11 protein-coding genes are annotated in these 12,553 nt (G+C 39.7%); all 11 read left to right on the top strand.

What is annotated here, in order from left to right:
• Positions 1-259: 259 nt before the first annotated feature.
• The 11 genes from G9G54_RS10820 (at position 260) to G9G54_RS10775 (ending at position 12,547) form a co-directional block, all read left to right on the top strand.
• On the top strand, positions 260-865 hold the full coding sequence (locus G9G54_RS10820) for a hypothetical protein (RefSeq protein WP_165177939.1): 606 nt from the start codon (positions 260-262) through the stop codon (positions 863-865).
• Positions 849-1,379, top strand: a complete 531-nt coding sequence (locus tag G9G54_RS10815; RefSeq protein WP_165177937.1) for a hypothetical protein — start codon at positions 849-851, stop codon at positions 1,377-1,379. Before G9G54_RS10820 ends, G9G54_RS10815 begins: the two co-directional genes overlap by 17 nt.
• Positions 1,376-1,753 carry a DUF4280 domain-containing protein gene (locus G9G54_RS10810; protein WP_061830527.1) on the top strand — a complete coding sequence of 126 codons (378 nt, stop codon included), beginning with the start codon at positions 1,376-1,378 and terminating at the stop codon, positions 1,751-1,753. Before G9G54_RS10815 ends, G9G54_RS10810 begins: the two co-directional genes overlap by 4 nt.
• Positions 1,754-1,804: 51 nt before the next feature.
• Positions 1,805-4,564, top strand: a complete 2,760-nt coding sequence (locus tag G9G54_RS10805; RefSeq protein ID WP_165177936.1) for an NlpC/P60 family protein — start codon at positions 1,805-1,807, stop codon at positions 4,562-4,564.
• Positions 4,565-4,654: 90 nt separating this feature from the next.
• Complete coding sequence (locus G9G54_RS10800) at positions 4,655-6,118, top strand: NADase-type glycan-binding domain-containing protein (RefSeq protein WP_165177934.1); 1,464 nt, start codon at positions 4,655-4,657, stop codon at positions 6,116-6,118.
• On the top strand, positions 6,118-7,560 hold the full coding sequence (locus G9G54_RS10795; RefSeq protein ID WP_185156290.1) for an NADase-type glycan-binding domain-containing protein: 1,443 nt from the start codon (positions 6,118-6,120) through the stop codon (positions 7,558-7,560). The genes G9G54_RS10800 and G9G54_RS10795 overlap by 1 nt, the downstream gene beginning before the upstream one ends.
• Positions 7,561-7,584: 24 nt before the next feature.
• Complete coding sequence (locus G9G54_RS10790) at positions 7,585-8,703, top strand: N-acetylmuramidase domain-containing protein (RefSeq protein WP_165177932.1); 1,119 nt, start codon at positions 7,585-7,587, stop codon at positions 8,701-8,703.
• 53 nt (positions 8,704-8,756) lie between these two features.
• Positions 8,757-9,365 (top strand): hypothetical protein, encoded by a 609-nt coding sequence (locus tag G9G54_RS10785; protein WP_165177930.1) that lies wholly within the window; start codon positions 8,757-8,759, stop codon positions 9,363-9,365.
• A 28-nt stretch (positions 9,366-9,393) separates the two neighbouring features.
• Positions 9,394-10,056, top strand: coding sequence for a hypothetical protein (locus G9G54_RS25630; protein ID WP_238807936.1), 663 nt, complete (start codon positions 9,394-9,396; stop codon positions 10,054-10,056).
• Entirely contained in the window at positions 10,053-10,514 is a 462-nt protein-coding gene (locus tag G9G54_RS25625; protein WP_238807934.1) for a hypothetical protein, read from the top strand. The genes G9G54_RS25630 and G9G54_RS25625 overlap by 4 nt, the downstream gene beginning before the upstream one ends.
• An 8-nt stretch (positions 10,515-10,522) precedes the next feature.
• Complete coding sequence (locus G9G54_RS10775; protein WP_165177928.1) at positions 10,523-12,547, top strand: DUF4163 domain-containing protein; 2,025 nt, start codon at positions 10,523-10,525, stop codon at positions 12,545-12,547.
• Positions 12,548-12,553: the final 6 nt, after the last annotated feature.

Here is a 12,553-nt window from a genome sequence, read left to right as displayed (position 1 = left end):
TATTTCATTATAAACCGATCTTTCTACTTCCATTTACCTATTCGCTTGCGCAAACCTTCATTTTTTAGGTCTAATGCTAGCCTTTCTGGGAAGGTTTTTGTTTGTATTATTACACATTCACGAAAATATATGATTATTTCCATTCTATTTTCATAAATTCATATGTAATCTCATGATATGAAAATTGTGTAATAAAATAGGAGGATAGAACCAGTAATATCATGTAAATATTCTATATAATAGGTTCAGAGGTGGGATTATGAATAGACAGGAAGCCCTACAACACTTCCTTAAGACCTATGCAGAAGATGCGTTGAACCAGAAATTACATCAAGCAGCGTCTTTGTATGAACAAATAAAAGAAGAGCTCATCTCTTCTTTTATTCAATCCTTTCAATCGATCTGCCTGCAAGCCCATTCTGCAGAAGTGGCCAAGACGAGGATCGGATACATTACCTATTCTATGAGGCGCACGTATCTGATGGATCGTAACTATAACTATGTCGTCGAAGCCTATGATAAAAATTGGTTCTTTGATCCTCAACCTTGTTATGGAATCTATGATGCAGGCTCGGCATTCAGCTTTTTAGCAGAATTGGAGGATGAATTGAATCAGCTTCGAAAACTCTATATGAATAAGATTTTTCAGCCTGATGTGGAGCGATTTGTACTCCAGGCTACAGGGGAATTCCATCAATATATTCTGAAATTAGCGAAAGATGCTATTCAGCAGGCTGTACATTTACCTGAATTCAAGGCCTTGAAATGTGAGGACGATTTGGAAGTAAGAATAGGGGAGTATAAAGGAATCAGTGAGGTGGTGTATTCAACAGCTTATGGAGTACTACATGATTCAACAGGATAATCGTATTACGGAGTATATGTATCCAGTAGAGACAAATCGCAGGCAGTTGTTGGAATGGGCAGAAGGCTCATCATGTGCCGATGAAGAATCTATTTTACAATTTTATGTATCAGGTGATGCGGACTATATTGATTTTATAGAGCATCCGGTATCCATCATTTCGGAACAACTAAAGGAAATCTTTGATATATATCAATCTGGATTAAGCTGGAAGTTGGTTGTTTTTGCCGATATGCAGCGAATGCAGCAAACAAGGTATTGGCTGGCAAATCCGCCTAGCCTGATGTGTTTATCACCACGTAGTGAATATCATAGGGACGGTACACTGAAGAAAATCATTCTAGATGAATATAAAGTAGAGAATCATAAAATATTCAGGGTTCAGGATGCCAATCATCATATCATTGTAGATCTTGATGTGGCTGAATGTATTTTGAAGTTCAATCTGGCAGGCTTGAAATTACAAAAGGTCGATACAGAGGGGCCATCTATACAAAGGAGAGTCCAAAAATGAGTGAGAGCTATGTAGTGGATGGGGCACAGATACATTGTAGCTATGGAAGTCATACGGGAAGATTTAGTGTTTCAGCTAACAGGGGGATTAGTATTGGCGACAAACTGCAAGGGAATATTCAGGATTTTCACCCGCAGACGCATATCCCTTCTTTCGGAAAGTGCCGTAGTATGCATAATCCTGCAGTTTCTTCTGCTAACAAAGGAAATTCCGGGAAAATCATTCCGCAGCCCTGCAAACCGAGCGTTTCTATGCCTTGGTTGAATGGAAAAAAGGATGTATACGTAGATCAATCTCCGGCTCTTATGAGCTGCTCCACGAACTTGTGCATGTGGTGTGGAAAAATCTCGTTCACCACAGACGGGCAGGAATAGTTAACAGATTGTAGGATTTGCATCATATGAAAAGCAAACGGGGGGAGTAAGATGGGACTGGCAGGAACTATGCTGACTTATGGAAATATTAGAGTGAATGCACCGTATGAAATTATCAGGCTGCTTGATTTTGAATTGACACAGAAGATAAATGAGCACGGCAAGGTGTACATTACTGCTCTCATACCGGATGAGGATCATGCAAAGTATGATGGATTAGCTTACGATGAGGATGTGCTAGAGGTATATGAGATGGATGAAGACCGAGGGACAGTTAGCATTTTTAAAGGAATCGTCACCAATATTAGAATTGCATTCAAAAATGGCGTATATCACATGTACATAGAGGCTGCCTCTTTTACATATCTGATGGATCAACAACGGAAAAACCGTTCGTTTCAAAACAGCAACTTGACGTATTATCAACTGTTCCGCGAACTTATAGATGCCTATCCACATGGGGATTTTATTGACCTGGCGGACAGCGATCAAAAGCTGGGCGGCTTTACTATTCAGTATGAGGAGAGTGATTGGGAGTTTCTAAAAAGAATGGCCTCTCATCTGCAAACTGGACTCATTGCCGAGATTACATCCGTGTTCCCGAGACTATGGTTAGGTACCTCAAAAGAACAGGTGAAAGGTGAATTGCGTAGCATTAACTTTTCCCTCCAAAAAACAAAGTCAGGTCCCCAGTATACATATGCTGAAGTGGAGGATACGAAGCGTTTTGAACTTGGAGATGTCGTCATGTTTCAACGAAAGCATTGGGTTATTGATCAGATTCATGCAGAGATGAAGCAAGGCATTATGACATATGGCTACGTTCTCGTTCCGGGAGCAGGCATTCCGAGGGAGGTTATACATAACCCGTTAATCAAAGGTACCTCTATTGAAGGGAAAGTTATTGATTTAAATAGTGAAAACGAATCCGTTAAACTTCACTTGTCCGTGGATTCTATGCAGTCCAAAGTTGAGGGGTGTTGGTTTTCATACCCCACCATGTATACCGGGGAGGGGATCGGTTGGCATTGCATGCCTGAGCTAGGGGATCATGTCCATTTGTATTTTCCATCCAACAATGACAAGGAAGCTCGTGTAGTTCAATCCCTACGTAAGAGAGACTACAAAGGAGATGAAATCAGCCAGCCATCAAGAAAGCTATTTCATACCAAAACCCAAAAAGTGGCAAGATTCGATGATAAGGAATTAGCCCTTTCCACCCAAAAAGAAAAGATACTTGTACGATTAAATCCAGCTTCTGGTATTCACGTGTATAGCCATCACGATCTCACCTTTCACGCCGATACAGACTTGGTGCTGCATGGCAAAAAAGTACAAATGAACGCTACTCGCGAAATATCTCTAACGTGCAAAACCAGCTATATCCGAACCGATGGAACACTTCATATTAAGGCTAGTAAGTTCATGAAAAGTCAGGTGCCTGATGCAGAGCTAAAAGCCTATAAATCCCTGATTCAAGAATTGAAGGGAAAAGGGTATCCGCAATGGGTGCAGAATTTGCTGCTTCAATTTAAAACGGACTACTACAAAGCCGTGGCAGCAGGGGACAAAAAGGGGGCCAAGGAAGCAGCATCCAAGGCCAAACAATTGCGTCAGCAGGTGGCAGAAATAGATCGTATGCCTGCCTGGGCCAGAGCGCAAATGCACGAATACACGTCCCAGTGGTGGGAAGCACATGGAGCCAACGATAAAGCCAAGCAAAAGCAGATGCATCTTCTCGCCAACCAACTGCGTGACAACGTGCTAATCAACGAGCTGATTCGTGGGCATTCAGCCCAATCCTATCTAGATGCGAGTCGGCTGGAGGAGCTGTCTGGACAATACGCAGATGCGGCCCATAAGCTGACCGTTGCTGATCAAAAGACTCTAGCCAAGGAAGCAGCTGCTCTGCGGAGTAAGTATGGCGTGAACAGCCAACTTGCCAGGGAGAATTTGAACAAGCTTGCCAAGAAGTATCCAGACAGCTTCTCGTACAAGCTTCCAGCTACAGGCGATTGGGATAAGGAGCTTAACGCCGCACTGCATGACTTTGCGAAAAAATACGGTCTGGAGAATAAGGGCTATGGTCGTGATGTGCTCGCAGTGTACCTACATCAAGTAGCCAATGGCGTTCTTCCATGGCCCAAGGTTAGCAAGGCTGCAACGCCAGCAGTTTCAACAACGACGACAACAACGAAAACGGAACCGGGCAAGAAGCCGCCGACTACTCCTGAAAAGCCGTCGAAGGAGGAACCAGAGCCTACACCATCCAACAGTTCTGCTGATGAGAAAAGGAAAGCAATTGTAGAATTCGCTAAGAAGTTTTTAGGCAAGATTCCTTACTGTATGGATACTAAAATCAGAACGATGAAGCTTGATCCCAACAACCCTCCTGAATATATGGACTGCTCTGATTTTAGTTCCTCGGTGTACTTTACCATATTAAATGAGCGTATAGGGGGGACTACAAGAGACCAAATCAATCGAGGAACAGAGGTTGACCACAAAAGTTTACGAACCAGTGGAGATTATAAAAATTTGAAGTTAGGTGACTTAATATTATTTGATTGGAAAAAAAGAACGGGGAGACAGCCGAATCATGTAGGCATGTATATCGGGAATGGGGAATTTATTCACGAGCATGGTAACGCAACTAAGCCTAGTGAAATCGATTCAGATAAAAAGCCTTCTCATAATGTAACGATAGATAAATTAAGCAAAGATTGGAAGGGGTCTTACGGTCGTATATATACAAACGTAATAGCAGTTAAGCGTATTATCCAAGACGATGGATCCATTAAAAATAAGTAGGAATAAGGAAGTACAGAATCGCATAAAGGAAATGAGACAACTCGCTTAATGAGGAAACTTTATAAAGAGTGTTATAAGAAAGGAGAAATCATGCGTTATATAAAAGCAGCTTTGATTATTGTATTTTCAGTATTGATATCTGCATGTACAGCAACCACAAGAGGGGATATTTTCACATCTTCTCAGTCCCCCAGTATACCTTCAACCAATGAAGTTAAGGTAAGTAAGAATGCTGCAAAAGGAACTGAAAAAAAAGCAAGTTGGCTTTTGAATGGTCAAGAAGGCGTAGAAGATCGAGTTCAATTCTTAACCAATTTAGATGATCCTACTGGAAAAACTAATATTCGTATCGACGACCTAATTGACACCATGGAAACTAAGGAGGAAGGTACAAAATATTGGGGTTCACAAGTATATGTCGGGAAAATAACAAGTGACGGCAGTCGTATGGCGATTATAAGAGATGTTTATGGGGAGCAACCAGAGGAGTCACTCATTATTGAAGTGTACAATCTGGATGCTGGAGAAAAAGAACGAGAGTTTAAATTGCCGCCAGCTGCTCAATATCCTGTTGTCTCTTCTGATTTAAGTAAATATTTATATGTAATGGATGGACGTTTGTATTTATATGATGCAATAAGTAAAAGAACTACAGAATTGAAGACTAACAAAGGGAAAGCGGATATTAGCAATATTGCTCAGGGAGTGTTTTCACCGGATAACACCAAGTTATCTTTTGTGGATGATCAGACAGGGATCGTAATGCTTGATCTATCTGGTGATAGTGGTACGAAGCTTCTGCTTGCAGGCACTGATGTCTCGAGTATTATGCAATGGGATCAGGGGAACCAACTTATTTATACCACTTATAAAAAAGATAATACTTTCATAAACGATATTTATTCACTAGATATACCCACTGGAAAAGTACAGTTTATAACTAAAAATGAGGGCGATTTTATTTTATCCCCAGATCAAAAAAAATTGGTCCTGGCAGATGATGAAGTTGTAAAAATGTTCATGATTGATATAGCTAGTGGAAAAAAAGAAGATGTTTCGTCCATTGTAAATGGCGAAGGAACCTGGGTAGTCCCAATACAATGGATCGATACAAAAATCAATTATATGAAATATAGCAACAAGGTCAAAGTGAAAAAGGTTACGGCCTCTTCTACACTTCCTAATCGGAGTAACTATTCTTTTAGTGTGAACAATTTAACGGACGATAATAATTTAACCCCTTGGTGTGAAGGAACGAAGGGAGGCGGAGTAGGAGAAACGGTAACTATGGATTTGGGTTCAACTCAAGAGGTCAGAGGTATAGAGATGGTCGACGGCACTATGTGGGTTAACAATAAGTATTTAGACATGAATACAATCCAGAAAATGAAACTAGATTTTTCGGATGGACAATCTTTGATGCTTGAGAACAATGACACCCGCTTCAAGTTTGATGAACCCATACGAACATCTTTCGTTAAAATCACTATTCTAGAAGCGAAAAAAGGCACGGATTTCCCCAATACTTGTATAGGTGAGCTGAAGTTATTGTGATGAACAGTAGAAAGCGAAATAAAACTGCGGTATGGATAAGTAAAATTACGTTATTCGTCTTGATCTTTTCCATGCTATGCGGGTGTATACAATCGAGCGAGAGCCAAAAAGCAGTACAGGAGCGAAAGGAAACTCATCCTTCAGTCTCTCAGTCCAAGAGACTTCCTCCAGCAAAAAAGGCTGTAAATTGGTTGCTTTTTGAAGCGGAAAATGGAAACATGCCTGTGGATTATCTCGCTGATATGGATGATCCTACAGGCAATACCTATATTGAGTTAGATGACATTATAGATGAATTATATGCAAGTGAAGGTGAAGCGTATCCTAAAAATGAACTGTATCTTGAGGGGTTCTCGGATGATGGCAGGCGGATTGCTTTATGTAGAGAGTCGCAGGATTTAAATTATTTAATTATTAAAATTTTTGATTTATCTACTACAAAAAAATTATATGAATTTAAGGTGCCGAATAGGGACTACGCTGTTATGTCTCCTGACTTACGCAAGTGTGTTTACACAGATGATGCAGCCTTTTTTTATTATATGAACCAGGGGCAGGAAACTAAAGCATTAGGGCAATTAAATGATGGTCACTATCTTAATCTTCCAGTGTTTTCGCCTGACGGTAACCAATTTGCCCTTGTAGATCGTAAACGTAATGTATTGATCTATGACTTGTCCCAAAATAAGCAAATTCAACAAATCAAACTAGGGATAGAAGGAATACAGATTGAGCAGTGGCTTTATAACAATCAATTGCTTCTCTCTTCTTATGATAATGATAAGTTGTATATGTTCAATATACAGACAGGGGAGAAGAAGCAACTGATGAAAGCCACAGAATCTCCTGCTTTAACTTTAGATAACCACAGGGTTGCTTATGTGAATTCAAAGGGTGAAATGCAACAACAAGATATTCAAACAGGTTTGTCTATAAAATACTCTAATGTATTCTACAGGATAGGCTATAACGTGTCCCCTACACAATGGGTACAGACAACAACGGATTTAATGAAGTATCGAAAGAACATTACGGCACAGAAAATCATTGCTTCTTCTACACTTCCAGACCAAGCAGGAAATTCCTATGCTGCCCGAAACATCATGGACGGAGATGCGAGTACAGCCTGGTGTGAAGGAGTTAAAGGAAACGGGATCGGGGAGTGGATCGAAATTGATTTCGGCTCTATGCAAGAACTGAAGGGGTTTGAGCTTATTAATGGTTTAGCTAAGTCATCTAATGCTTTCCAAGTAAATAATAGAGTTAAACGAATGAAACTAGAGTTCTCGAATGGGCAGACCATAATGGTAGATAATGATTTTTTGAGTAATGCGTTCCCCAATAGTGCCATTCATACTTCATTCGTAAAAATAACGATTGTGGCAGTAGAGCAAGGAAGCAAATATCACGATACCTGCATGTCGGAGATACGATTCTTCTAGCATTCCTAACAAAGGAGAAGGCATATGAAGTGGAAAGAACCAACGTTTGGTGCAACACCTATGTTGAAAGCTTTAACAACCTCTAATGCGCACAGGAAAGCAAAGGCTTTTGACCTGGTGGCAGAGCAGAAGAAACAGAAATTAAATTATCCTGACTGGGCCCAGTCCTGGCTGCGCAAATACAAAGAGGATTGGTATATCGCTCAGGCCAATGGTGACGAAGTCGGCATGCGTAAAGCGCAAAAGCTGGCAGAAGGCCTTCGAAGCAAGCTCCGCGAAATGGCGACGATGCCCAAGTGGGCACAGGAGCAGATGCAAAAAGAAACCGTCCGCTGGATGACGGCTGAAGCGAGCGGAAATATCATGGAAAAGTTAGCTGCTGAGAAAGCGGGACGAGCTTTACGGGAGAAGCTGGGTCTAATTGATGCGAGTACTAAAGTACCATCACCATCTGACGATACTAAGAAGACAGAAGATGTTAAATCTTTAAATACACAAAAAACGAACGAAATTGAAACAGTAAAAGGTGATAAAAGTAGCTTTTCAACAGTTGCTGAATTCAAAAAAAAGTATGGGGATGTTATTAAGAAAATAGGAGCAGAGTTAAATGTAGATCCCAACATACTTGGAGCAGTAGTTCTTGTTGAGTCAGGAGGTTCTGGTTTTGAAAACGGTAAACTGAAAATAAGATTTGAAGTGCACCATTTTGTGAAACAATCAACATCACTATTTTCATTTGGTAGACCGAGATCCAAAGGGCACAAATATAGAGAAAGTGCTGGATTACCGTGGAAGGAAGTTCACACAAAAGATCAAAGTAGCGAATATGGTGCTCTGGACTTGGCCATTACTCAAAATGAAGAAAAGGCGTATAGTGCTATTAGTATGGGCTTAACGCAAATTATGGGCTTTAATCACAAAGCGTTAGGATATAAATCGGCTAAAGAGATGTTTCAAAAATTTAGTACAGGGCACGAGGAACAAATTAGGGGTTTTGTTTCTTTTATAAAACATAAAAATTTAATAAAGGCGCTACAAAAAGAGGATTTTAATGCTTTCGTCTCAGCATACAATGGCAAAGGCAACGTGGAACAATATACAAAAAAACTAAGGAAAAATATTATTTTGTATAGAAATAGCTGAATGCATTTAATAGATATGTACTTAGAGGTTAAATTTGAATTTGAGGTGCTGTAATGAATAGAGTAGTATTTGTTTTTTTCTTGACCTTCATTCTTCTCGGTATTCCTACAAATAAAAACTTATCTGATATTAAGAACTTCAGCCATTATACAAAAACAACAACTCAGAGTTTATTAGTGAATAATAAAATCAATCATAATCTAAAAAAATTGGATACAGAAAAGTATAACATCGATGAGGGCCAGTCGTTTGAAACCAGCTTTGAAGGGTGGGGGCGTGCCAATTTTGTTTCAACTGATGCCATGATTGAGGAGACACCAGGGAATTATTTCTTTTTATTAGATGAGCAAAATTACATTTTATACTCGTTTCCTAAATTTTATGGGAATAATTGGTCGGGAGGGGATGGATTAGCAGCTGTAGCTTTTAAGGATGTGAATAAAGATGGACTAAAAGACGTCATTATTATCGCTTACGTCGACGCAGGGGCAGGGCCAAGTATAATTGAGCCTTTCCCCATTGCAGGTATCTACTTCCAAAAGAAAAATAAGACCTTTACCACACTCCCTGGACTTGATCAGGCCATCAATGATAAGGGGCATAATCAAACCATCAAGGATGTCATTCAATACGTAAGCAAACAACGGATAAACGTGCAATAGGCAATATGAAAAGGGAGCTTTTCTTGAAATGAATTTTATAAAACAAAATAGAATACTATTTTTAATCGTGTTAATTGGCCTGCTATTAAATGGATGTTTGGGAAAACAGACGAACGAGAAGCAACAGGCAGTTGAGCCCATCAAACCTAGCACTCAAGTGATAGAGCAAACATCTGTGTTGGAACCAGAGTCTGCTAATCAAGATCGAAATAACAATATTGTTACTCCAATAAATAAAAGAAATAGCGCTCACGCTACAGATTCTAACACATTAAATCAGTTCATAAAGAAGATCCAACCCACAGATGAGAAACTTCAAAAAATATTAAAAGAAGATTTGGATCATGATGGAAGGCTGGAATATGTGCTGGCTTTTGGGTTAGAAAAAGGGGTGATTGACAACGTATTTGTAGTCCGGGAGGATGCTGGCTATCACATCATTGGTAAATTAGAGGACCCACTTATAGTTGCACATCTTAATACAGACATGAAGATCATGAAGCTGGATCAAACAGAACAAAAGTTTATCGTAGTATATTCCACTAGCGAAGTGGATGAGGCCGAAGGATTCTCTATATTTACTTTAGACCATAACCGAATTAGCAACCTGATTACAATTATCCAGAAGCAACAGGGCAAGGAATCAGGAAGCTGGAGGATATTAATAAAGATGGTGTTTTTGAGGATGTGAGTTATTACCGTTTTCAGGATACTCAACAACATACGATAATAACATATCAAAAATTCGACAGCAGCGGACCTGAAAAAACAAAAGTACTATACGAGAATGGAAATGAAAAATTTGTATGTCCTACGGTTCCTAAAGATATTATCCAAAATTATTTGGAAGATCATTATCTTATGAAGCGCTTCTTGATACACTTGCCTGAAATGGCGGAATTCACTGCGTTGTCAGCAAGCCCGAAAAATCATTTTGAAGATATCATAGATTTTTCCGCTATGGACTATACAGGATTAGACTTGAATGTAAAAGAGATTGCTAATGAGGCTAATCAGCGGGTGTTTTTGGTAAAGAGTAGCTCAGAAGAAGAGGAATCAAACCAAGGACTTCTATTTACGTTAGAAAAGCAATCAGGCAAGTGGAAGATTATGAGTATAGAGATAAACGATAAATTGCAGAAAGTGTGATATCCAGCATGAATTACTTGAAGTACGGGCGAGCTGGTTGCGTCCTGTTAATACTCATTTCCTGTGTAGTGCTGAATGGATGCATGAAGGAACAGAATTCTCCAACAAATGAAACAAATCATGCACTTTCTCTCCAAAATGACGATAAAACGATTTCCTATTCGAAAAAGCTGAACACGCTAGTGAAAAAACTTCATATAGTCAACGATGAAAATAAGGATGATGATACCAGACAAGATAAGCTTGAGGAGTTCACACAGGAACTTAATTTGTTGTTAAACGAGCCTAAGAGTGTAGAGATGAAGGATGGAGAATTAGTAGAAAAGTTCGATAATAATCTCACTATCTTAACAAAATCGTTTCCGTTAAAAAGCGGGCAGCTAAACGTTAGGGTTGTGAATTATAGAGCACCTAAAACGGTGACAGGTACGATCGGAGATAAATACACATTTATTCAGTGGTGGAGTACTAAGCAACTTGTACATGCTCAGATGATTGAGGATGGCGGGCCAGAATTGACTACAGACTTCGTGGTTCGGGATTCAGACAAGGGAATACAGCTGTTGTTAGGGGGATATGTTTCAATATATCATCCAGATCCCGTATTTGTTGCGTTGTGGGAACTCTCCGGGGAAAAATGGACGCAGAAAAGCATAGATGTAGGTAAGATGAAGCTCCCGGATTCGTGGGAATTAAACAAGGATGTGGATGAGCTTATTTTAGAAAATCGACAACATGATAGCATGAGTATCGAAGTATTAGACCACGGCGATGGTTTCTTAATAAACAGTGATGATTCTGAACAGAACATTATCATTGAGTTCTCTAAAAGTGGAGAAGTCCATATTGATCCTGAACATAGCATCACCTCAAATACTCATATTGAACAGCAAAGCTATGAACTCATTCAAGAGAAATATTCAGAACATGGGATCGTGATTAAATATCCTCAAATTACAAAACTCAAGGATACTGCAAAGCAAAAATCTTTAAACCAAATTCTTAAGACCGAAGCTTTAGAAGGATTACACGACTATGCGGATTCCAATTCTGGAGTCCATGTCGAAATTGACTATGAGATCAAACGACAAAGTGAACGATTCTTGAGCGTTCAATATACGGGTGTTCGTTATGTGAAGGATGCAGCCTATCCTAGTCATATGTTTTATACGACGAACCTGGATATGAAGCAGGCTTCAAGAATAAAATTGAGGGATCTGGTAAAGGTCGAGAAATCTTTTATTGAGCTTATAAAAAGCGGGAAGATTACAGCTGTTCAGCCGGAGCAACAAGGATTAATCAGTGATTTCACAAAAGATGATTTGATTCAATTGTTAGCAAACGCGGATGTAACCAAAGGTTCGCCTGCGGAAGCAGAAATGGAATCGTTTAGTTACCTCACAAGTGATTCATTAGGTATTAGTATCCCTGTGGCTCATGCAGTAGGGGACCATGCGGAATATGAAATTCGTCTTGCACAGATTCCAGATAATATTAAGCAAAATAAAGAACTATGGACTGAGCTAAGTTCTGTCGTTGATCAGCCAGCTACCGTTGTAAATGAAGAGAGATTGGATACCGACCAGTATGAAGTTGAAGAGTCACAGTCTTTTCAAACTACTCTCGAAGGCTTTGGGAAAGTACGATTTGTATCCACATATGGGTATCCGGAAGGTCTTCGTAAATTCTTTTTCTTCCTATTGGATAACCAAGGACATATTCTGTATCCATTCCCCGATTTCTACGGGAACCGTGAGTGGGTTGCACGTTACGGAGGTGTAGAAGCAGTGGCCTTTAAGGATGTGAATAAGGATGGATTGAAGGATGTTATCATCATTGCTGATGTCGATAACGGGATTCATGGACCTGGTAGAATTGATGAATTTCCTATAGCGGACATATATTTTCAGAAGAAAAATAAAACCTTTATCACGCTCCCTGAATTGGATCAGGCTCTCAACGATCAGGGACATAATCAAACCATTAAAGATGTCATTCAATACGTAAGCAAACAACGGATAAACGTAAACTAACCGACA

Origin of the sequence: Paenibacillus sp. EKM212P, assembly GCF_011066115.1 — a bacterium.
GTDB lineage: Bacteria > Bacillota > Bacilli > Paenibacillales > Paenibacillaceae > Paenibacillus > Paenibacillus polymyxa_B.
This window is presented reverse-complemented; position numbering and strand designations above follow the sequence as displayed.

What these genes read in the sequence shown, in the direction of transcription:
- G9G54_RS10800 (WP_165177934.1), top strand. Translation starts at nt 4,655, where the DNA reads ATGCGTTATATAAAAGCAGCTTTGATTATTGTATTTTCAGTATTGATA.
- G9G54_RS10820 (WP_165177939.1), top strand. Translation starts at nt 260, where the DNA reads ATGAATAGACAGGAAGCCCTACAACACTTCCTTAAGACCTATGCAGAA.
- G9G54_RS10790 (WP_165177932.1), top strand. Translation starts at nt 7,585, where the DNA reads ATGAAGTGGAAAGAACCAACGTTTGGTGCAACACCTATGTTGAAAGCT.
- G9G54_RS10795 (WP_185156290.1), top strand. Translation starts at nt 6,118, where the DNA reads ATGAACAGTAGAAAGCGAAATAAAACTGCGGTATGGATAAGTAAAATT.
- G9G54_RS10810 (WP_061830527.1), top strand. Translation starts at nt 1,376, where the DNA reads ATGAGTGAGAGCTATGTAGTGGATGGGGCACAGATACATTGTAGCTAT.
- G9G54_RS10775 (WP_165177928.1), top strand. Translation starts at nt 10,523, where the DNA reads ATGAATTACTTGAAGTACGGGCGAGCTGGTTGCGTCCTGTTAATACTC.
- G9G54_RS10785 (WP_165177930.1), top strand. Translation starts at nt 8,757, where the DNA reads ATGAATAGAGTAGTATTTGTTTTTTTCTTGACCTTCATTCTTCTCGGT.
- G9G54_RS25630 (WP_238807936.1), top strand. Translation starts at nt 9,394, where the DNA reads ATGAATTTTATAAAACAAAATAGAATACTATTTTTAATCGTGTTAATT.
- G9G54_RS10815 (WP_165177937.1), top strand. Translation starts at nt 849, where the DNA reads ATGATTCAACAGGATAATCGTATTACGGAGTATATGTATCCAGTAGAG.
- G9G54_RS10805 (WP_165177936.1), top strand. Translation starts at nt 1,805, where the DNA reads ATGGGACTGGCAGGAACTATGCTGACTTATGGAAATATTAGAGTGAAT.